The following is a 23,206-nucleotide window of genomic DNA, read 5'->3' on the forward strand; positions in this document are numbered from 1 at the left end:
ATATTAAAATAGTACGACAAATATTTTTTATTCGTAAATTTTAATATTAAGTTATTCAATTACAAAATAATATTTGTTATTATTTTATTGAGTCAATTTCAACAAAATAACCTAAAAAAGAGGACGCAGGTCGCGTCCTCTTTTTTATAAATCTTTCACTCGTAGTACACGCATTGCATTTAACACCGCAAGTAGTGTCACACCAACATCTGAGAAGACAGCTTCCCACATTGTTGCAATACCAAAAGCACCAAGTAATAAAACTAATCCTTTTACCCCTAATGCAAAGATGATATTCTGCCATACAATGCGTCGTGTGCGTTTTGCAATATTTAAGGCTGTTGCAATTTTTGAAGGCTCATCAGTCATAATAACAATGTCTGCCGCCTCAATCGCTGCATCTGATCCTAAACCACCCATCGCAATACCAACATCTGCTCTTGCTAATACCGGTGTGTCATTAATACCATCACCAACGAAAGCAACTTTTTCTTTTCCGTTCTTCGCCGCATCAATTTTTTCAATCTCTTCGACTTTTTGTTGCGGTAATAGTTCTGCGTGAACTTCATCTAAACCTAATTCTTTACCAACAGCTTCACCAACGGATTTTGCATCACCCGTTAACATGACTGTCTTCTTAATACCTAGTTCTTTTAATTTTTGAATTGCTTGTTTTGAATCTTCTTTTACCTCATCAGAGATAACGATATAACCTGCATATTCCCCATCTACAGCAACGTGAACTAATGTACCTACCGTTTCTGGTTGCTTAAATGTAATGTTTTCTTTTTTCATTAATTTAGCATTACCTGCAAAAATTTCTTTTCCTTGTACTTTTACGACTGTACCGTGACCAGAAATTTCGCTATACTCATCGATTATTTTTTCATCAATTGATTTTCCGTATGCCTTTCGAATAGATTGTGCAATTGGATGATTAGAATACACTTCAGCAAATGTTGCATACTCTAATAATTCTTCATTTGTAATACCTTCGCTTGGTTCCATTTTTGTAACTTTGAAGACACCTTTTGTTAATGTTCCTGTTTTATCAAAAACAATATATTTCACATCATTTAAAGCTTCTAAATAGTTACTTCCTTTTATTAACACACCACTTTTAGATGCACCACCAATTCCTCCAAAGAATCCAAGAGGAATAGATACAACTAACGCACATGGACAAGAGATTACTAAGAACACTAAAGCTCTATAAATCCATTCTGAGAATGTAGCTCCTTCTAAAATAAGTGGTGGAATAAACGCCATGATCGCTGCTGTAATAACTACAACTGGAGTGTAGTAACGCGCGAACTTCGTAATAAAGTTTTCTGTTGGCGCTTTTTTACTGCTTGCATTTTGAACTAAATCTAAAATTTTTGATACAGTTGATTCACCAAATTCTTTTGTCACTTCAATTGTTAATACACCATTTTGGTTCACAAAACCACTTAATACATCATTTCCAACTTCGACTTCACGTGGTACAGATTCACCAGTCAATGCTGAAGTATCTACCATTGATGTTCCTTCAACTACTTTTCCGTCTAATGGTACTTTCTCACCAGGCTTCACGATAATATAATCGCCGATTTGTACATCTTCTGGTGATACTTGTTTCGTTTCATTTCCAACCTTCACATTCGCATAATCAGGACGGATATCCATTAATGAAGTAATTGACTTTCGGGAGCGATTGACCGCAATACTTTGGAATAATTCCCCTACTTGATAGAATAGCATTACCGCAACAGCTTCTGAATATTGTTGAATCGCAAAAGCTCCTAGTGTTGCAATTGCCATTAAGAAGTTCTCATCGAACACTTGGCCGCGAGTTATGTTTCTTACCGCTCTCCAAACGATATCTCCGCCTATTAATAAATACGCAAGGACGAATAACGGAATTGTTATCATTTGTGGTAAGCCCGCTAATGCAGCAATTGCTGTCAAAATTCCGCCGACCACTAATCGTCCTACCATCTTTTTCACATTTGCTTCACCATGGTCGTGACTATGTCCGTGGTCATGCCCACCTTTTTCTTCACGAACAACTTTCACATCTGGTTCTAACTTTTGAACGATATTTGTTATATTTGCTACAGTCGCTTCTAATTCTCTTTTATTCGCTACTTCAACTCTTAATTTCTTTGATACGAAATCAACAGTTGCTGCTGAAATAGACGGCATTTCCTTCACTTTATTTTCAATCTTCATCGCACAGTTCGCGCAATCTAAACCTTCTAATATAAACACTTCTTTTGCTACTTTTCTGTTGTTTTCTTCTTGCACTTTAATGTGCGGTTCTAATTTTGTAACGAGTTGTTTTGCTTCTGTAACAACTTCGCTTTCTGTATTTTGTGCTGTTTCTAAAACCATTGTTTTTGTCGCGAAATTTACAGAGCAAGAATTTACTCCTTCTATATTCCCAACGCCTTTTTCAATTTTCATTGCACAGTTCGCACAATCTAAACCTTCTAACACCAGTTTCTTTTTCACTAATGCTTCAGCCATCGTTCTCCCTCCTCGCGTTCTTTTTATTCTTCCTCGTTTACGTGTTCAAACGCTTGCTCGAAGATATGAATTACGTGCTGGTCAGCTAACGAATAATAAACGACCTTTCCTTCTTTACGATTCTTTACAAGTTTCGCTTGCTTTAACACACGAAGCTGATGCGAAATAGATGATTGTGTCATTCCTAATAAATAAGCTAAATCACAAACACACATTTCAGCTTCAAATAATGCATGTAATATTCTCGTCCGTGTACGATCGCCTAATACTTTAAATAATTCTGCTACTTTACTTAAACTTTCATCAGTTGGAATTGTTTGTTTTACTTGATCAACAACTTCTTCATGAATTATCGTTTGAGAACATGTCTCTTGTGGTGTTTCTACTTTATTTACAGCCATTATAGCTCACCTCTTCATTTGAACATATGAACAATTATTCATATATCTTATACTCTTATTATATGAGCGTCCATTCATATGTGTCAATAAAATCTCATACATTTTTCCGAACATTTTGTTCACATTTTAATAAGGCGTACACATATTTTCCGCATCCATTACATTCTCATACAAAAAAGGATGTACATTTTGCCCAAAAGAAAAAAGCCTTGCGCGCTCCCTAGACGCACAAGGCTTACTATACTTATATCCCTTTTAATTAGCTTGTTCTAAATTATCCTGCGAACTTCCATCGTCTTTTAAATGACTATGTTTTTTCGAATAAACAAAGTATACAACTACTCCGATTGCTAACCAAACACCGAAGTATATCCATGTTTTTAACGGTAAATTTACCATTAAGAATAGACAACATGCAACTGAAATAATCGGTAAGATCGGTACAAGTGGTACCATAAATCCACGTTGTAATTTCGGATGCGTTTTACGAAGAATGATAACAGTTACACCAACCATGGCGAATGTTAATAACGCTCCAATATTCGCTAAATTCGACAATTCTTTTAAATCGATAAATCCAGCAATTAAAGCACTACCAATTCCTGTTAACCAAACTGAAAATGTTGGCGCTTCAGTCTTCTTGTTAATTTTCGCGAAAGATTTTGGCAATAAACCGTCACGGCTCATTGCGAAGAATACACGAGTTGTTGCATAAATGTAAGCGAAAATTACAGCCATAATACCAATTACAGCTCCAATTGCGATTATACCTGCTACTTTGTCTTGTCCTACAACTTCTAACACATATGCCATAGCTTCTGGTACATCTAATTCTTTATAAGAAACCATACCTGTCATAACGAGACAAACTACAACATAAATGATTGTACAAATAACTAACGAAGCAATAATACCAATCGGTAGATCACGTTGCGGATTTTTTACTTCTTCAGCAGAAGTTGCTAATGCATCAAATCCTAAGAAAGCAAAGAATACTGCTGCTCCCCCTGCGAACACTCCACTTAAACCGTACGGTGCAAATGGTATCCAGTTTTCTGGTTTCACGTAGAATACACCAACTGCAATGAATAAAACAACAATACCAATTTTAATTAATACCATTATGTTATTCACACGCTTACTTTCTTTCGTACCTCGTGATAATAACCAAGTTATCACTAACGTAACGATAACTGCTGGTAAGTTTACCATACCACCTTGCGATGGAATCGTTAACAAGGCTTTAGGAATTTCAAGTCCTAATCCGCTCACTAAATTATGGAAATAACCCGTCCATCCTCCGGCTACTGCGGCAGTCGTTACGACATATACGGATAACAATGTCCATCCCATTAAATGGGCAACAAACTCACCAATTGTTGCATATGAATATGTGTACACACTACCTGAAACAGGAAGTGTAGATGCAACTTCTGCGTAACATAAAGCTGCAAATCCACAAACAATTGCTGCAATCATGAATGAGAAAATAACTGCTGGACCAGCATCTCTTGCTGCTACTAATCCAGTTAATACTAGAACTCCTGTACCAATTATCGCACCAATCCCTAGCATTGTTAGGTCAAATGCCCCTAGCGTTTTCGTTAAAGTTTTACTTTTACTTTCCCCTAACAATTGCGTAACGGATTTCTTTTTAAATAGGTTGGCCACGATGTATGCCCCCTTTTGCCAAGAAGAGCTAAGAGATCTTCACTCTTAGCTCTTATCATGTTGGTTTATATATTGTTCGATTTTATTTTGTATAATGCTGCTATTAGCAAGATACTGTTTCTGCTTCTAATAATTCTTTAGCACCTTTGTACTCTACACCGTGAGCTTCTGCAACTGCTTCGAATGTTACATAGCCGTCTAATGTGTTAATACCTTTTAGTAATGCAGCGTTTCCTAGGCAAGCTTCTTTGTAGCCTTTGTTAGCAATTTGTACTGCATATGGTACTGTTACGTTTGTTAATGCAAGAGTTGATGTACGTGGAACCGCACCTGGCATGTTTGCAACTGCATAATGAACAACGCCGTGTTTTTCGTAAGTTGGGTTATCATGAGTTGTAATACGGTCAGTTGTTTCGAAAATACCACCTTGGTCAATCGCGATATCTACAACAACAGAACCTGGTTCCATTGATTGAATCATTTCTTCTGTTACAAGTTTTGGCGCTTTTGCACCTGGGATTAATACTGCACCGATTACAAGATCAGACTCTTTTACAGCTTCTGCAATATTGTAAGGATTAGACATTAAAGTTTTTACTTGGTTTCCGAAAATGTCATCTAATTGACGAAGACGTTCTGCACTTAAGTCGATGATTGTTACATCCGCACCTAGTCCAACTGCAATTTTAGCAGCATTTGTACCAGCTTGTCCACCACCGATGATTGTTACTTTGCCGCGTTTAACCCCTGGAACGCCTGCAAGTAAGATACCTTTACCGCCTTTGTTTTTCTCAAGGAATTGTGCACCAATTTGTGCAGCCATACGACCAGCTACTTCACTCATAGGCGCAAGTAATGGTAGAGAACGGTTTTCTAATTGTACTGTTTCATATGCAATAGAAACAACTTTCTTTTCGATTAATGCTTTTGTTAATTCTGGTTCTGGAGCTAAGTGTAAGTATGTGAATAAGATTAAACCTTCGCTGAAGTGTTTGTATTCGCTTTCAACTGGTTCCTTAACTTTCATAACCATTTCCATGTTCCAAGCTTCTTCAGCTGTATCAACAATTTTTGCTCCCGCTTCAACATACTGAGCATCTGTGAAACCAGATCCTAAACCTGCACCCTTTTGAATGAATACTTCGTGATTGTTACGAATTAAATGTACAACACCTGCTGGTGTCATTGCCACACGGTTTTCGTTGTTTTTAATTTCTGCTGGTACCCCAATACGCATAATGAAATGCCCCCTTATAATTAACAGAAAAAAGAGATTCTTTTTTCTTTTTGTAATAATTAATAACTTATGTCCTTATTCTAGCATAACTTAAAAGTTATGAAAACGCTAACATACCATTTTTTTTAAAGTTTATATATTTAGAATAGTGTAAATATATGGAACATTGATTCTATTAGCATCTTCGTGCCATTTCATTATCTATCACTCTATTTTTATTATACGCCCTAAAAATAAGAAGCAATCATTTATTATTCGACAATAATGTAACAATGTAAGAAACCTAAGTATCGACGTATACATATACACTTATTACTGTACACAATACTTTAGAGATATATTCTTTTCCTAAAAAAACAGCTGCAGGCATTTAGCCAGCAGCTGGGTAACTTATAAATAACTTGGAAAATAAATCATCTGTTGTTTCAGTAATTTTATCAAACAAATCACTTTCTTCCGCTTCTTGCTCTTTTAACATCTTAATTGTTTCACGTGCATCTTCAGGATAATCGGTAATGATACCATCTACGTTTAATTTATAATATCCCTTTAAACTTTCCATATCATTTACCGTCCATACGTAAATCGGCTTGTTTAACTTTCTTGCTTCTTTTACTAATTTCTTATTTAACATGTATTCTTCTGCTACATAAAAATCAGCTTTCACATTCTTTAAGTTAGCTCTACTTGCATACAGTATATATCCTACTTTTATATTGGGATTTGCTCGTTTAAACTCTTTAATAAGCGGATAGTGTAACGTTTGAATGACACATTGCTTCTCAAATTCATTATCTTTAATCACTTTTAATACTTTGTTTACGAAATCTTTTTCGCCACCATGAAGCTTCACTTCAATATTAAGTTTGATTTTGTCCTTTGACAGCTTAATAATCTCATCAAGTGTACTTATTTGTCCTGAAAACCCATCTTGACTAAGAGTAAGCTGTCTTAACTCGTCCATCGTTAAATCTGACACATGAACATTAGCATTAGCAAGACGTTTTAGCTTCAAATCATGTATAACTGCTAGTTCACCGTCTTTCGTTTGCAGTACATCAATTTCAGCATAGTCTGCTTTCGCATCAATAGCCCCCTGCACAGCTTCTTTCGTATTCTCTACACCTTTTGAAATATAACCACGATGAGCCATAATAATTGGTTCTTTATATGTGTTTGTAATAAAGGTCACAATGAAGGCAACAACCATTCCCGCAGTAATAATTCCTACAATATATACGCCAATAAATTTCCAACGATGTTTTTGGAAGAAACATTTATCTGCTTTCGTTTTCGAATAATCTAATCCTTCTTCTAATAAAACATCTTCAACTGGAACCTTTTGTAAATACAATCGCGTAATCGCCATAATATAAAATGGTGTCACGATAAAGCTAAATAAATACAATGTACTCGTTAAAAACACAGACATTGTTGATTCCGCTAATAATGCAAATGTCCCTGCTGGGTTTGTAAATTCATATACTCCCCACAGACAAAGTAAATAAATTCCTATAAATAAAAGAAAGACAATTCCTACAGATATGAAAAAACCTACTAAAAAGAATAATACTTTAAAAAAGCTTTCTTTTACTAAGTTTGCACTTTTTCGTGCTGCGGTGCGGAACGGCTTTTCCTCTAAAACAATAATAGGTAAAACAAAGATCCAACGAAGATTTAAATAGGCAACTACAGCAAAGAAAGTATAATATCCAACTTGACCCATTGTTGTCTTAAATAGTTCACCTGTAATAAAATTAGGAATTTGAATCTCAGGAATCAATGCAGATTTATACCCCGTACTTAATAGTGGTAATAACACAACTGCGTACAAAACAAATCCTGGTAAGCAATATGTAAAAAGGGAAGGTAAATACGTTACTGTTTTATACAAAATCGGACGTAATCTCACCTTTTGCCTTTTATGAGCAAAGTACGAAATAATAATAAGCACCGCAAATTCCGTAAAGATAAGAAACAGTGCTAACAATGATAAAATTACGATTGCCAATATGCCGTATGGCGTCTTTAAAAACGCTAATAATTCATCATTCGTCGCATTTGCATAACCACCAAAATACAATAACTTATTAAAAATGATCCCAAATAGCGGGACAAATACAATCGCTGCTAATAATTTATAAGCAAGTTGAAAGGTTAATACATTCCAAAAAGCAAATCTAACTGTTTGAAAGGAATGTCCAATTACTCCTGGTATAGATAGTCTTTTACGGTGTTGCATATATTCCTCCACATTCTAAAACGATATTTGAGATGGATTCCACATTTCCATTTCTAATCCATCTTTTTAATAATAATATATTCCGCTTAACATGAACACTCTTATACATACAATGAAAAAAGTGATGGTTACTCCCCATCACTTTTTTCATCTACTCTATTTTTTCTCTAACCCTTGTCCAAATGCTTTCAAGAAGCTAAAACCGAATGTAATGGCTCTATTGATATCTGGATCTTTTAACACTTTAAAGAAATCCATCACTTTTGTTTTTTTGCCACTATTTAATTCATCTGTTGCAAATTGTAATCCAGTGACTAAACTCGATGTGATTTGCTTCGTTACTTCTGGGTCAACTGAGGATAGTGCTTCCCCCGCTCCCATCATATTGTTAAGTGCATTTTTAACTGGTTCACGATTTAATTGCTCCACAGCGATCTTTGAAACATCTTCCTTCGCAGCAAGTAAACTAATCGCCGCATCTAATATACCAGCCTTTTGCAACTGTGCTAAAAGCTGCATTGTTTCTTCTACTGCTTCACGATTATTAGATAGCTCATTTAGAAGTTCATCTGCTACTTGCTGTTTCTGTTCTTCCTCTGTTACAACTTTCTTTTTAATTAACGTAATTTCTTTCGCCACTATCTCCGCCCCCTAGTCCACAAGTGATACGTATTGTTTTCTTTGCCACTTTTGCTCGATTTCAACACCATTTTGCGGATTACGCTTTTTATCTCGCGGGTTCGAAGATGGTAACGGGCGGTTTCCTTTTTCACGTAACACACGCATTTTCACCATCGTTTGTTTATACGCCGGTGTACACGTATAAATGTCTGTTGCCGTCCCAGTTAAAATATTAATCGCTTCTTCATTTACTGTTGCATGCATCGGTAAATATAGCTCTTTCCCCGTTACACGATCTGTAATAAGCGCTTGTACTTTAATTTTCCCAAATGGTGATGCTAATTCCACAAGACCACCATCTTTCACATTGCGCTCTATAGCAAGTTCCGGTGAAATTTCAACGAATACTTCAGATACTTTAGATAAAATACCAGCCGACTTATTCGTCATATTCCCTTCATGGAAATGCTCGAGCATGCGTCCATTATTTAAAAGTAAATCATACTCATCTGGTGCTACAACCGGTGGTACCCATTCATCTAATGATAAACGAGCAAGTTTATCTGGGAAGTTAAATCCGTCTACATATAATAGCGGTGTATCGCTACCATCATGACTACCCCAACATAAACTATTCCATCCTTCTAGACGGTCATACGTCGCTTGAGAGTATAACGGTGCAAGTGATGCGATTTCGTCCATAATTTCACTTGGACTTTCGTAATTCCAATCCCCGCCCAGTGCACGAGCAACTTTTTGCAAAATCCACCAATCTGGTTTGGAATCACCAAGCGGTTTCAATACTTCATATAATCTTTGAATACGGCGCTCTGTATTCGTAAACGTTCCTTCTTTTTCTAAGCTTGGTGCTGCCGGTAAAATAACATCAGCAAAACGAGCTGTTTTTGATAAGAACATATCTTGAACGACAAGAAAATCTAAATTCGCTAAAATATGTTGTACATGGTTCGCATTTGAATCGACTAAAGCCATTTCTTCACCCATGACATACATACCACGTAGTTTTCCTTCTTCTGCCGCAAGTAACATTGCAATATTATTTAATCCTGGCGCTTTCGGAATAGTTGTACCATATGCTTTTTCAAACTTAGCACGAAGCGTATCATCTGATACTGCTTGATAACCTGGAAGCCAGTTTGGTAATGTTGCCATATCACAAGCACCTTGTACGTTATTATGTCCTCTTAATGGATATGCACCTGCACCAGGACGACGGTAGTTACCCGTAACAAGTAGTAAATTTGAAATTGCTGCTGATGTCGTACTTCCTCCTGTATTTTGAGTTACACCCATTCCCCAAAGTATACAAGTACCATCTGCTTCATATACCATACGAGCCATTTCTTTCAGATTTTCTTTCGAAATCCCTGTAATTTTCTCTGTATAGTCCAGCGTATATTTCTCTACCATTTTGCTATATTCATCAAAATTCTTTACGTTTTCAGCTATGAACTTTTTATCATGCCAATCTTGATCAATAATATATTTCGTAATACCAGCAAGCCATACGTAATCCGTTCCTTGGCTCGGATGAATAAATAAATCCGCACGCTCTGCCATTTCATGTTTACGGAGGTCTGCTACAATTAGTTTTTGCTCGTGTAATTTATGAGCACGTTTTACACGCGTCGCAAGTACAGGATGTCCTTCTGTTGGATTCGCACCAACGATAATGACAAGTCCTGCTTCAGCTATATCTTTCACTGTTCCAGCATCCCCGCCCATACCGACAGTTTTAAATAAACCATCTGTCGCTGGCGACTGACAGTAACGAGAACAGTTGTCTACATTATTCGTTCCATATATTTGTCGAGCTAGTTTTTGCATAAGGTAATTTTCTTCATTCGTTACTTTCGATGAAGAAATAAATCCAAATGCATCGCTTCCATATTCAGATTTAATATGCTGCATGTTAGAAGCAACAACTTCTAATGCTTCTTCCCATGAAGCTTCAACAAACATATCTCCTTGGCGAATTAATGGCTTCGTAATTCGATCTTCACTATTTACAAAGTCCCATCCAAATTTACCTTTTACACATGTGGAAATACCATTAACAGGTGCATCTGAAACAGGTTGTACTTTCAAAATTTGACGATCTTTCGTCCATACTTCGAATGAACAACCGACACCACAAAATGTACAAACTGTTTTTGTTTTATTAACTTTCGTCTTACGCATCGCAGCCTCTACTTCTGAAACTGCCAAAATACTACTATATCCAGGCTCTACATCCTTTACAAAATCAATCATCGGATCTAACACATCTGGTTTTAATCCTGTCATGAATCCAGCTTCACCTAACATTGATTTTTCCATTAACGCATTACATGGACATACTGTTACACATTGCCCACAACTCACACAAGATGAGTCATTTATGCTTACACCATGATCCCATATAACACGTGGACGATCTAAGTTCCAGTCTATCGATATAGTTTCATTAACCTGTAAGTTTTGACATACTTCTACACACTGTCCACAAGCAATGCATTGATTTGGATCATACCGATAAAATGGATGTGACATATCCACTTCACAAGCACTTACTTTCGGCTCATACGGATATTTCTGTTCTTCGATTCCCATCATATGTACCGTGTTATGGACTTTACAGTTACCATTATTGTTATCACAAACGGTACAATACAATAAATGATTCTCTAATATTCGATCCATTGCCTCAGTCTGTGCCTCTTTTGCACGCTGGGACTGTCTTTCGATATGCATACCGTTCTCTAATTTCGTTGAACAAGCACGTAATAACTTCCCATTTACTTCTACAATACACGTATCACAAGTTTGAATTGGATCTACTTCTGGTACATGACAAATTTGAGGATGTTCCAAATTACTCTCGTTAAATAATTGTAGTATCGTCTTTTCACCCGATGTGGAAAATTCTTTACCATCCACGGTTACACGGACTGTCTGTTCTGCCATAGTTTCCCCTCTCCTTACAACCAACTGTACAACACAATTATGAATCCGTTTTCAAAATCGCATTACTGTACATATTTTTGAAACGCTCTGCCCGAATACTTTTCTTATGAAGTCGATTCTAGATGTTATAAGGTATAACTACGAAAGCTTGAAAATATCACTATTCTACGGTTCTATTATATCGTACATATACAATAATAACCAAAATAATCTGTGATTTCCTTGCTAATAGGTGTTTTTATTTCCCCATTGTTTTATGATAAATATGGGAGAGAAATACATATAAAAGGGGAATTTAATATGGGGCCTACGCAAGAGACTTATACAATTGTACGCTATCAATCTGGTACATTTTCAAAACAACTGGATGAGATTGTTACAGAATCTCCTATTACTATTAAATTAAATGGTGAAGAATATGTAACAGTTGTATGCACACCAAATTATATTGAAGATATGGTAATTGGTTTTTTAATTTCTGAAGGAATTATTGCTTCCTATAAAGATGTTGAAGAACTATGGGTGCAAAAAGATAACGGAATTGTCCATGTAACATCATCAAAAGTAAATCCACTCTATCAAACTTTATATAATAAACGATACATCACTTCTTGCTGCGGAAAAGGTAGACAAGGTTTCATTTTCGTTAACGATGCAGCAAAAGCAAAAGATTTACATGATATACATGTAAAAATTACTCCTGAAGAATGCTTTTACTTAATGAATACTTTACAACAATCGTCCACTACCTTTCGCCAAACCGGCGGGGTTCACAATACCGCGCTATGTGATCGAAATAATATCCTCCTATCAAGAATGGATATCGGAAGACATAATGCATTAGATAAAATATATGGCCATTGTTTGCGCAACGATATATCTGTTAAAGGAAAAATCATTGCATTTAGTGGGCGTATTTCATCCGAAATTTTACTCAAAGTTTCAAAAATCGGATGTGAAATGGTTCTATCTAAATCCGCTCCAACAAAATTAGCATTACAACTCGCTCATGATTTAGGCATTACAGTCGTAGGATTTATTAGAAACGAATCTTGCAATATTTACACACATCCACATCGAATTGATGGTTATCAATCGAATAACTAAAATAACTCCTCGGTTGAGGAGTTATTTTAGTTATAAAAATGTAATATATTAAAGACTTGAATAGTTAATAAAGTTAATATATAATTTCATTACATATTAAAAACAAAACATTGTAGCATATATCTTTTCATTCTTTTACAAATTAAAAGAGACTGCTAACAAAACGCATACACAATCTTATAGAAGTAATGGATTTATTTCGACCAAGGAGGTTATAACTATGGAAATTCGCTTATTAACGACAGAGGACGCAGAAATATATTTAAAAGTTTGTATGGAAGGTTTAACGAAGAACCCAGAAGCTTTTAGCTCTTCTTATGAAGATGTTCTTAAACATGAGGATCCTGTAGCTGCTATGGCAAAACGATTAAGCAATCCGGATAAGTATACTCTAGGGGTCTTCAAAGATAACGATTTAATCGGCATTTCTACTTTAGAAACAAAGCCTTTCATTAAACAAGAACATAAAGCAAAAATCGGTTCCGTTTTTGTTTCCCCAAAAGCGCGTGGCCTTGGAGCAGGACGAGCTCTCATTAAAGCAATTATTGAAAATGCCGATAAACTACATGTAGAACAACTTATGCTCGATGTTGTAGTTGGTAACGATGCTGCAAAAAAATTATATGAATCATTAGGTTTCCAAACTTACGGCGTACAAGAACGTTCTTTAAAACATAACGGTCAATATTGGGACGAAGAACATATGGTTCTGTTCTTAAATGATTAATACTTCAATATAAAGTGAAACTTTACTCAGTGGGGGAGTTTTTCATGCCCCACTGAGTATTAGTTGAACCAATCGGGCTTTTACGGGCAGTTATCGCCCACGTAACTCCCTCGCATTTGCTGAATTTTAAGGTGGGAGTTACTGCCCGTTAATGCGGGGGAGTTTTCCAAAAGCACCTTTTGATTAAAAAAGGTGCTTTTTTCATTACAACAATGTAATCTTCATGTCACCTTTATCGATCGTACCAAACCTTTCCATTCATTATACTAAAAGTATAAAGTGAAACTTTACTCAGTGGGGAACTACATCCCACGCTGATCGCATGTACTTGATATGTAGAGGAGAATGTGACATGAAACAAAACAAACGAGCTATGCTTTTAATATTTACTACAGCAATTGTAACTTCTGGGTTAGCAATTTTACCTTGGTTTATTATATAAAACTATTCCCCTAATAACGAAAAAAAGCTTATTGCTTCTTAAGAAGCAATAAGCTTTTTCTATATTATAAAATCCCCAAAATTTTATTTACACAACTTATAATAATAACCATAGATACGGCAATGCACATGACAACCGTATTACGATCTTGCTTTTCTTTTTTTGAAATTTCTTCATTTGGATTCATGTGTATGATCTCCTTTTAAAAAAAGTGTGAGATAGGAAATTTTTCTTATCCGATGCGAGGTGAATACGAAAACCCTCTCTATCTCACATACACAATAGAATGGAATTGTCATTTTATAAATAAAATGACATGACGTTATGTCGCAACATAGGGTATTTTGTGTCGCTACGTTTTCTATTATAAAAAATAGTTGTGCAAAACTAGTGCATTTTTTATGTCAATTACTCTGAGCGAAAAATTACTCTTCCACTCAATCACATAAAAAGAGTTTTTTATTATTTTCATGTAAACTATACAAGTAGAATGAACAGTTTGGGGTGCACAAGATAATGGTAAAAATTTTATTAGTAGACGATGAAGAACGTATGTTACGATTATTAGATCTTTTCTTAAGCCCTCGCGGCTATTTTTGTATGAAAGCTACTTCTGGCCTTGAAGCACTAAAGTTAATAGAACAAAAAGACTTCGATATTATTTTGTTAGATGTTATGATGCCGAATATGGATGGATGGGATACTTGCTATCAAATCCGTCAAATTTCCAACGTTCCAATCATTATGCTAACAGCTCGTAATCAAAATTACGATATGGTGAAAGGCCTCACTATGGGCGCGGATGACTATATTACAAAACCATTTGATGAGCATGTATTAGTCGCAAGAATCGAAGCTATATTACGTCGTACAAAGAAAGATGGATTTGTTAGCTTCAATGGTATCGAGTGGGATAAAACGAAACATACTGTCACAGTTTATAATGACAAAATCTCCCTGACACCTATCGAGTTTTCGTTACTTGGACTATTTTTACAAAATACAAACCGTGCTTATAGCCGAGATGATTTAATCGAAAAAATTTGGGGTTATGAAACAGACATTGAATATAGAACAATCGATTCACATATTCGTAATATCCGCGATAAATTACGTAAAAAAGGATTTCCTGTTGAAGATTACTTAGAAACTGTCTATAAAGTCGGGTATAAATGGAAAAGTGAATAATTACTTCGGTCAGCGGACAATAGTATACCACTGACCCTTTATATGAAATAAGGTATGGTGAGGAAATGAGTAAACTTTCACTTAAAATTGGGACATACTTTTTAATATTAGCTTTATGTATTGAAACAATTGCTTTTGTATCTTTTTACAAAAGCATTTCAACAATGCGCATTGAGGAAGAAACACTTGCTCTTTTAGAAAAAGGTAATCGCTATAGTAACAAAATTAAAAACCGCACAAAGTGGAGTGCCATTGCTAAAGAAAAGAAATACCTCGAACGCGCTGAATACAATAAAAATCCTAACCGTCCTGTGTATCCAGAGTTCGATATCGCGGATGAAGCTGAACACTTAGTAGAATCAGAATTAATTGCTAACTCTGATATAGCCATCATTATAACGGACAATAACGGCAAAATTATTTCTACCTCAGAACCTGTAACAAAAGAAATGCAAAAACAACTTACTTGTAAAACAGAGACTATCCCAGAAGGTGGATTAATCGTCGAAAAGAACTGGAAAAAATCAAAATTCATCACAACGGTAAGCCCGCTGGAACTTCAAGGATTTCAAGGTAAGTTGTATATGTTATTAAAGACATCTTTCTTAGAAAATATGTTACTTAAACTCATGAATCAATTTCTTATCATTAGTGTTTTGACAATTATTTTAACGACTATTTCTGTCTTTGTTTTTTCTCGTGTTATTACAGAACCGCTTATAAAAATGAAGAAGGCAACAGAAAAAATGTCAAAGTTAAATAAGCCAATTCAATTAGGTATTAAACGGAATGATGAACTTGGAAGTTTAGCAAAAACGATTGAAGATTTATCTAGTGAACTGGCTTATATGAAAAAAGAACGCAATGAATTTCTCGCTAGTGTTGCCCATGAACTATTAACTCCATTAACCTATATGAAAGGTTATGCGAAGGTAGCAAAGAGAGACTCTTTAACGAAAGAAGAACGTGAAGAATACTTACAAATCATTGAGGATGAAACAGATAGTGTAACCGATCTCGTCCAAGATTTATTTATGCTGGTGCAATTAGAACAACACCAGTTTGTTATAAAAAAACAAAAAGTGATTCTTAGGCCTTTTTTAGAACGAATGGTTGAAAAAACAAAAACAACATTAACAAATAAACAAATGCAACTCCATGTATATTGCAAAGATAATTTAGAAGTTTGCATAGACGAAAGACGTATGGAACAAGTTATGTTAAATTTATTACACAACGCTTATCAACATTCGCCAGAAAACACTACTATTACGATACGCGTACTCACAGAAACAGATTCTTTTACAATAAGTGTAGCCGATGAAGGAGAAGGTATTCCTGAAGAAGATATCCCGCATATTTTTGATCGTTTTTATCGTGTTGATAAATCGAGAACGAGAGCTACTGGAGGAAAAGGTATCGGGCTAGCTGTTGCAAAAGAAATTGTAGAATTGCATAACGGCTCCATTGTAGTAACAAGCCAATTAGGAGTAGGAACAAACTTTAGAATCGAGCTACCTTTTGAATAAGATGCGTGTGAAAACACCAGTAGTAGTAAACACTACTGGTGTTATTTTGTTCATAAAATCAGCTCATATAAGCTAAGGTTTTGAAATTATTCTTATTTCAATATAAAATAAAGGTACATTTGCAAAGATTTGGAGGGTGATACAATTGGATATCCATGTATTAACAAAAGACGAAGCGGAAATTTACTTAGAACTTCGTGTAGAAGGATTAAAGCAAAACCCTGAAGCTTTCAGCTCTTCTTATGAAGATATTATTAATAAAGAGTGTGCGATTGAATATAAAGCACAAAAATTAGCACAAGATGAAAACTATACGCTAGGTGCATTTAAAGATGGACAATTAATCGGGGTTGCAACACTGGAAACGAAACCATATGTAAAACAAGAACATAAAGCTAAAATCGGTTCTGTATATGTTTCTCCAAAAGCACGCGGACTTGGAGCAGGAAAAGCACTTATTAAAGAATGTCTTGAACTTGCTAAATCTTTAGAAGTAGAACAAGTTATGCTTGATGTTGTTGTTGGCAACGATGGAGCAAAAAAACTTTATGAATCATTAGGATTTAAAACATTCGGTGTACAAGAACGTTCATTAAAATATAACGGACAATATTGGGACGAAGAGCATATGGTCTTATTCTTAGATGAAAATAAATAATAAAAAACATCCTCATGCTTGGAGGATGTTTTTTTTTACTTTCTTGTACACCATGCCTTATGTAATAATTGAATCGCTTTCGCAATTTCTTCTTCTGATAAAATCGCAAACCCAAGTAAAACTACATTTTCAGGCGCAGTACCGTCTTTATAGTACGTAGAAACAGGATATATTTTAATACTATATTTTGCTGCTTCTTTAATTAGCTCTTCTTCTCGCATTCCATTATGCACTTGTAATAAAATGTGTAATCCAGAATCTTCTCCTATCACTTCAACACGATTAGAGAAATATTTCTCTATTTCAAAAACAAGTCGATCCCTCTTTTTTCGGTAAACGACACGCATTTTATGAATATGTTTTTCCCAATATCCTTCATTTAAAAACCTTCTTATCACTTCTTGGTCCATTCTTGAAACACTTTGCGTATAAAATAAATATTCCTTTTGATATTTTTTAATTACATTCTTCGGTAATACGATATAACTCATCCGTAATGAGGGTAACAAAGCTTTTGATAGTGTCCCCATATAAATAACTTTCCCGTCTGTATCTAATCCTTGTAGTGCCGGAATTGGCTTTCCTGAATAGCGAAATTCACTATCGTAATCATCTTCAATAATATACCTGTCTTCTTCTTTCTTTGCCCATTGTAAAAGCTGCGTCCTTCTCGTAATAGGCATAATCATTCCATATGGGAACTGATGAGAAGGAGTTACAAATACAACATTTGCATCACTATTTTCTAAATCTGCCATACAAATTCCGTCCCTATCTAAAGACAATATTTGAACCTTCTTTTCTCCCTGTTCAAAAACAACCATTTTCCTATGATAACCTGGGTTTTCAACTGCATAATTGCTTCCCTTTAACAATTGAAACAGTAGCTTTACTAATATTTGTGTACCCGCTCCTAATACGATCTGGCTAGCTGAACAACGCACACCTCTAGATTCATACAAATAGTTCGCAATTTCCTCCCTTAAGCTCAATTCCCCTTGAGGGTGTCCAAGAAAAAGTAACTCATTATTATGTGGCTGCCATACATCATTTATAAGCTTGCGGTACATAGTGAACGGAAAAGTATCCATATCAACCCCTGTTTGGGTGAAATCAAATGTATAGTTCTCCTCCCGAAACGATACTTCTTCTACTTTCGCTTCGCTTCCTTCTACATAAATCATTTGTTCAATTTTACATACGAAATAACCTTTTCTCGATGCCGATTCAATATAACCTTCTGCAAGTAATTGCTCGTAAGCCGCTTCTACTGTATTCTTACTCACTTGTAAATAGCTCGCCAGCTTTCTTTTAGCAGGTAATTTTGTAAAAGCCGGAATCGTTCCATCTTTAATCTCTTTTTTTATATACTCATACAATTGCACATACAATGCTATTTTACTTTTCGTATTTAAATTAGGCGTTAATTCTAACATAATATCTGACCCCTTAAAAAAACTAAAATCTGATACTTTTTACAGTACCAGAAGTTATATATAATTCCTTGTATCATGTCACACATAAAAAATCAAATACTCGAGAGGGGATGCATGATTATGAACAACAATAGACGGATTGGACTCATTATGATTATTTCAGGAGCTACCTTATGGGGATTATCTGGCCCGATGATTCAGTGGCTATTTCAACATACTAACGTATCATCAATTGATTTTTTAACAATTCGCTTGTTGCTTGCGGGAATATTTATTTTATCTTTCTTGCTTATAAAGAAACAAAACATATTTCAAATTTGGAAACATCCTAGACATTCTATACAACTTATTATTTTCTCTATTCTCGGCATGCTCGGTGCGCAATATGCCTTTATCGAAACAGTTCATATTAGTAATGCGGTCACAGCGACATTATTTCAATTTCTAGGTCCTGTTCTTATTACCATTTATGTCGCATTTGGACAAAGAAAATTCCCTGCTTCTATGCAACTACTTGCAATTATAACTGCCCTAACGGGAACGTACTTTATTATTACAAACGGTTCAATTGAAAATATTGTTTTATCGAAAGAAGCCATTATTTTCGGCCTATTAACAGCAATTGGCTTTGCATTTTATACCCTTCATCCAGCTTCTCTTATTAAAGAATGCGGAACAACTGTAGTAATTGGCTGGGGGATGTTAATCGGTGGCATTGCCCTGCTTATTTGTAATCGCTCGTTTGAATGGAATCAGCTTTCACAAACCTTTACACCAAAAACTTTTTCTATGCTTATTCTTATCATCCTAAGTGGCACTCTTTCTTTCCTCCTTTATATCGGTAGTCTGAAATATTTAGCAGCAACAGAAACGAGCATTTTATCTAGCATTGAACCACTTGTAGCTGCCATCGTTTCAATCACTTGGCTGAATGAATCCTTTGGAGCATATCAACTATTAGGCGGCGTATGTATCGTTCTTTCTGTTATTTTCTTAACGATGCCCCAAAAAGGGCGAGAACCAACCTTTACAACTGAACAAATATAAAAAATGTCAAAAGAGGTCGTACAAAACTTACGACCTCTTTTTATACTTTAAAGGAATTGTCCCGCTTTCTAGCAAATACAATTACACTAACAATCAAAATTAGGAGTGTGACACCATGAAAAAAATCGGAACTATGTTACTTTTCTCCATTCTCATCGCTGGATGTACACAAGCGCAACCTGATTTAAAAAAACCTAAAAAAGAAGCTATCGCAACGTCATCCACTCAAGTTAATGCACCTTCATTCTTTCACCTTAGCGTTTTAAAAGATGTAAATTGGGAAGAAACACCCTCCTTCATACAAGAAAAAATACCTTTAAAAGGAATTGAAGAAAAAATTGCAATGGCTGATAGGCCTATTATCGCAAACGAAAAAAATGAAATAATGTGGTACTTTTTAGATCCAGAAATACCAACTGGAAAACTATCTATCATCGCACTAAAACAAGGATCAGTAACTCCAACACCAGTACTCTTTCAACAAGAAACTTCCAAAACAACTTGGACTACTTCAAATACAATTGATTCTACTACAGACGAACTCCCGCTTACTATGTCGCTACCTTCCTCTGGATTATGGGTTTTAAATATATATGTGAATGAAAAATATTATGATCAGTTTGTAATTACTGCTGAGTAAAGTGACAAAACTAAAACACACTCTCCTTATTTTAATTCCTTATCTCAAAAAAGCAGTGCCTTTTTAGGCACTGCTTTTAGCTATTAATAACTTGGTATTTTCATAATTTGCGCCACACCTGAATCAATGGCTGCTTTCGCTACAGCTTCCGCAACACTTGGAACAACTCTTTTATCTAACGGATTCGGGATTACATAATTCACATTACGTTCTTCGTCCGTAATGATGTTAGCGATCCCATATGCTGCCGCTAATTTCATCTCTTCTGTAATATCAGTCGCGCGCACATCTAACGCACCACGGAATATCCCTGGGAACGCCAATACATTATTTACTTGATTCGCATAATCTGAGCGCCCGGTTCCTACTACAGCTGCCCCAGCCTTTAATGCATCCTCTGGGAAGATTTCTGGAATTGGATTCGCCATAGCAAACACAATTGCTTTCTCATTCATCGTTTGTACAAGTTCTTTCGTTAATACGTTAGGAGCAGATACGCCAATAAAAATATCAGCTTGATGAATCGCTTCTTTTAACGTTCCACGCACATATTCTCGATTTGTCTTTTTGGAAACTTCAATTTGTGCTTCGTTCATCCATGATTCACCTTCACAAACAATACCTTCTAAGCTAACTAACGTAATGCGCTTTGCACCAGCTTTTAATAATAATTTTCCAATTGCAATTCCTGCCGAACCCGCACCGTTAATAACAATTTTCACATTATCCATTTGTTTGCTAACAACTTTTAATGCATTAATAACAGCTGCTAAGACGACAATAGCGGTCCCATGTTGATCATCATGGAATACAGGAATATTTGTTTCTGCTTTTAATCGCTTTTCAATTTCAAAACAACGTGGTGCCGCAATATCTTCTAAGTTAATTCCTGCAAACGTAGGCTCTAAATTTTTCACAAGGGTAACGATTTCATCCACATCAGTCGTACCTAAACATAACGGAAAAGCATCTACATTCGCAAATTTCTTAAATAAAATACTCTTCCCTTCCATAACAGGCATAGCTGCTTTCGGTCCAATGTTCCCTAAACCAAGTACCGCTGTTCCATCTGAGACAACTGCCACCATATTACCACGTGCTGTATAGTCATACACTGTTTCTTCATCTGCTGCAATTGCTTTGCAAGACTCCGCTACACCTGGTGTATATGTCAGGCTTAAATCATCCGCTGAATTTACTTCTACTTTACTTGTAATTTCAATTTTCCCTACTAATTCTTTATGCAATAACAATGATCTTTCATTAATTTGATTTTCTAACATACTTATATTCTCCCCTTAATTTGACAAGCTAGCTATATGAATATAGCTAGCTTGTTTGATCATGAAAACATTTTTAATAAAATTGTCGCTGTTACAACCATTGCTGCCCCGCCTAAACGTGTTGAAATTTGCGCAAACGGCATTAATTCCATACGATTTGAAGCTGATAAAATAGCAACATCTCCAGTTCCACCTAAACCACTATGACATCCCGTTACAATTGCTGATTCAACTGGATACATTTTCATCACTTTCCCTACAAGAAAACCTGATGCTACCATTGTAAGAACAACTGATGCGCACACAACAACATATCCTACTGAAAGAACTGCTGCTACGTCTTTTAGCGGAATATATAGCAATCCTAGTCCAACCATTAACGGCCAAGTTAAATTCTTCGAAATGAATTTATATAAATGGAATACTCCTTGCTCCATTTTTGCTGGCATTAATTTAAAGTATTTCACAAGTGCTGCTGAGAAAATCATAATGATTGCCCCAGGAATACCGATGAACTTAGAAGCAAATCCTCCGAAGATGAAGAACGTACACGCAATTAATAAACCTGCTCCCATTAATGAGAAGTCAATTGGCTTCTCTGTATTTTGTTCTTTTAATAACTCTGCTTGATTGTCTGTTTTCACTAATACACCGTTACCACTAAGTTCCGGTTTCTTCTCACCTAAACGCTTCATATACCCTGCACTCACGATTGCGAACATATTTCCAATAATAGCCGCTGGAATAAGCTGTGATACAAACGTTGCTGATGATTCATTTAAAATATCACTATACGCTAGCGACAATGGTAAAATCCCTTCCCCAATACCACCACTCACAATTGGTACGATGATAAAGAAAAATGTTTGCTTCATTTCAAACCCAAATAGTGAACCGACCAATAATCCTACTGCTACAGAAGCTAACGTCCCTACTACTAAAGGTATAAACATACGAACAAAACCTTGTACTAATACTTTACGATTCATTCCTAAAATACTTCCGACTACTAAACAAGAAATATATAAATATAAAAAGTTCGATTTTTTCATTAACATAGTCGCAGCTTCCATTGAAGCTGGATTCATCCAGTTAAAAAATACAAGTAATGATGGAATAAATAACGAAAGTATTGCCGGACCGCCGATATTTTTTAAAATTGGAATTCTCATTCCAATGTCGCCTAAGAAAATACCCATGATCATAATAACTGCAAATCCACCAATCATATCTGCTGGCAATTTATTATATACAGATGCCCCATAAATAATAGCAGCCAATACTACATATAACGGTAAAGGTATAACACCGATTTTTACATTCATAATTTTAGAAGCGAAAGATTCTCTTTGTACTTCATTTCCTTCAGAAAATGATACCGCTTCCACATTCTTTTGAATTCCCATATGGCACCCCCTTGTTTTCTTAATAACAATATTAAAACGCTTTCAATAGTAAAAATAGTTTTTGTAAGTTTTGTAATTGATTTTGTAATTAAA

At 35.5% G+C, this 23,206-nt stretch carries 18 protein-coding genes; 7 read left to right on the plus strand and 11 right to left on the minus strand.

What is annotated here, in order from left to right:
• Positions 1 to 144 precede the first annotated feature (144 nt).
• The 7 genes from ACUN0F_RS30630 to fdhF all read right to left on the minus strand — a co-directional run bounded on the left by ACUN0F_RS30630 (position 145) and on the right by fdhF (position 11,650).
• On the minus strand, positions 145 to 2,511 hold the full coding sequence (locus ACUN0F_RS30630; protein WP_445540720.1) for a heavy metal translocating P-type ATPase: 2,367 nt from the start codon (positions 2,509 to 2,511) through the stop codon (positions 145 to 147).
• A gap of 23 nt (positions 2,512 to 2,534) precedes the next feature.
• On the minus strand, positions 2,535 to 2,912 hold the full coding sequence (locus ACUN0F_RS30635) for an ArsR/SmtB family transcription factor (protein WP_000290207.1): 378 nt from the start codon (positions 2,910 to 2,912) through the stop codon (positions 2,535 to 2,537).
• Between the two features lie 255 nt (positions 2,913 to 3,167).
• A complete protein-coding gene (locus ACUN0F_RS30640) occupies positions 3,168 to 4,583 on the minus strand; it encodes an amino acid permease (RefSeq protein ID WP_001284892.1) in 1,416 nt (471 codons plus the stop codon).
• A 103-nt stretch (positions 4,584 to 4,686) separates the two neighbouring features.
• Positions 4,687 to 5,820, minus strand: coding sequence for an alanine dehydrogenase (gene ald, locus ACUN0F_RS30645; RefSeq protein WP_001219752.1), 1,134 nt, complete (start codon positions 5,818 to 5,820; stop codon positions 4,687 to 4,689).
• 370 nt (positions 5,821 to 6,190) lie between these two features.
• On the minus strand, positions 6,191 to 8,062 hold the full coding sequence (locus ACUN0F_RS30650; protein WP_001164727.1) for a glycerophosphoryl diester phosphodiesterase membrane domain-containing protein: 1,872 nt from the start codon (positions 8,060 to 8,062) through the stop codon (positions 6,191 to 6,193).
• A gap of 156 nt (positions 8,063 to 8,218) precedes the next feature.
• Positions 8,219 to 8,701 carry a DUF1641 domain-containing protein gene (locus ACUN0F_RS30655; RefSeq protein WP_001040529.1) on the minus strand — a complete coding sequence of 161 codons (483 nt, stop codon included), beginning with the start codon at positions 8,699 to 8,701 and terminating at the stop codon, positions 8,219 to 8,221.
• A 12-nt stretch (positions 8,702 to 8,713) separates the two neighbouring features.
• Positions 8,714 to 11,650: a formate dehydrogenase subunit alpha gene (gene fdhF / locus ACUN0F_RS30660; protein ID WP_046953837.1), complete on the minus strand. Its 2,937-nt coding sequence runs from the start codon at positions 11,648 to 11,650 to the stop codon at positions 8,714 to 8,716.
• Between the two features lie 300 nt (positions 11,651 to 11,950).
• Here fdhF and fdhD point away from each other — a divergent pair, with 300 nt between their 5' ends.
• Together fdhD and ACUN0F_RS30670 are read left to right on the plus strand one after the other, a co-directional pair.
• Positions 11,951 to 12,757: a formate dehydrogenase accessory sulfurtransferase FdhD gene (gene fdhD, locus ACUN0F_RS30665; RefSeq protein ID WP_000529227.1), complete on the plus strand. Its 807-nt coding sequence runs from the start codon at positions 11,951 to 11,953 to the stop codon at positions 12,755 to 12,757.
• Between the two features lie 220 nt (positions 12,758 to 12,977).
• The gene (locus ACUN0F_RS30670) at positions 12,978 to 13,484 is read left to right on the plus strand and encodes a GNAT family N-acetyltransferase (protein ID WP_000405878.1); all 507 of its coding nucleotides are present in this window, start codon (positions 12,978 to 12,980) and stop codon (positions 13,482 to 13,484) included.
• 506 nt (positions 13,485 to 13,990) lie between these two features.
• On the opposite strand, the gene ACUN0F_RS30675 is transcribed toward ACUN0F_RS30670, so the two are convergent.
• Positions 13,991 to 14,113 (minus strand): hypothetical protein, encoded by a 123-nt coding sequence (locus ACUN0F_RS30675; RefSeq protein ID WP_001069013.1) that lies wholly within the window; start codon positions 14,111 to 14,113, stop codon positions 13,991 to 13,993.
• A 329-nt stretch (positions 14,114 to 14,442) separates the two neighbouring features.
• Between ACUN0F_RS30675 and ACUN0F_RS30680 the strand changes: the two genes are divergently transcribed.
• From ACUN0F_RS30680 to ACUN0F_RS30690, 3 genes are all read left to right on the plus strand, one after another.
• The gene (locus ACUN0F_RS30680) at positions 14,443 to 15,114 is read left to right on the plus strand and encodes a response regulator transcription factor (protein WP_199713996.1); all 672 of its coding nucleotides are present in this window, start codon (positions 14,443 to 14,445) and stop codon (positions 15,112 to 15,114) included.
• A gap of 65 nt (positions 15,115 to 15,179) precedes the next feature.
• Positions 15,180 to 16,643 (plus strand): HAMP domain-containing sensor histidine kinase, encoded by a 1,464-nt coding sequence (locus tag ACUN0F_RS30685; RefSeq protein ID WP_264462956.1) that lies wholly within the window; start codon positions 15,180 to 15,182, stop codon positions 16,641 to 16,643.
• A gap of 145 nt (positions 16,644 to 16,788) precedes the next feature.
• Entirely contained in the window at positions 16,789 to 17,301 is a 513-nt protein-coding gene (locus tag ACUN0F_RS30690; protein ID WP_000351216.1) for a GNAT family N-acetyltransferase, read from the plus strand.
• Positions 17,302 to 17,336: 35 nt separating this feature from the next.
• Here the strand turns inward: ACUN0F_RS30690 and pdxR are convergent, their stop codons facing one another.
• Positions 17,337 to 18,737, minus strand: a complete 1,401-nt coding sequence (gene pdxR, locus ACUN0F_RS30695; protein ID WP_264462955.1) for a MocR-like pyridoxine biosynthesis transcription factor PdxR — start codon at positions 18,735 to 18,737, stop codon at positions 17,337 to 17,339.
• Positions 18,738 to 18,857: 120 nt separating this feature from the next.
• On the opposite strand from pdxR, the gene ACUN0F_RS30700 reads away from it, so the two are divergent.
• Complete coding sequence (locus ACUN0F_RS30700; RefSeq protein WP_445540721.1) at positions 18,858 to 19,784, plus strand: DMT family transporter; 927 nt, start codon at positions 18,858 to 18,860, stop codon at positions 19,782 to 19,784.
• A 115-nt stretch (positions 19,785 to 19,899) separates the two neighbouring features.
• Positions 19,900 to 20,424, plus strand: coding sequence for a DUF4871 domain-containing protein (locus tag ACUN0F_RS30705; protein WP_264462953.1), 525 nt, complete (start codon positions 19,900 to 19,902; stop codon positions 20,422 to 20,424).
• Positions 20,425 to 20,507: 83 nt separating this feature from the next.
• On the opposite strand, the gene ACUN0F_RS30710 is transcribed toward ACUN0F_RS30705, so the two are convergent.
• Together ACUN0F_RS30710 and ACUN0F_RS30715 are read right to left on the minus strand one after the other, a co-directional pair.
• Entirely contained in the window at positions 20,508 to 21,707 is a 1,200-nt protein-coding gene (locus ACUN0F_RS30710; RefSeq protein WP_445540722.1) for an NAD(P)-dependent malic enzyme, read from the minus strand.
• Between the two features lie 59 nt (positions 21,708 to 21,766).
• On the minus strand, positions 21,767 to 23,113 hold the full coding sequence (locus ACUN0F_RS30715) for a 2-hydroxycarboxylate transporter family protein (RefSeq protein ID WP_445540723.1): 1,347 nt from the start codon (positions 23,111 to 23,113) through the stop codon (positions 21,767 to 21,769).
• Between the last annotated feature and the right edge of the window lie 93 nt (positions 23,114 to 23,206).

The sequence above is a fragment of the Bacillus sp. 1A genome (genome assembly GCF_052682215.1).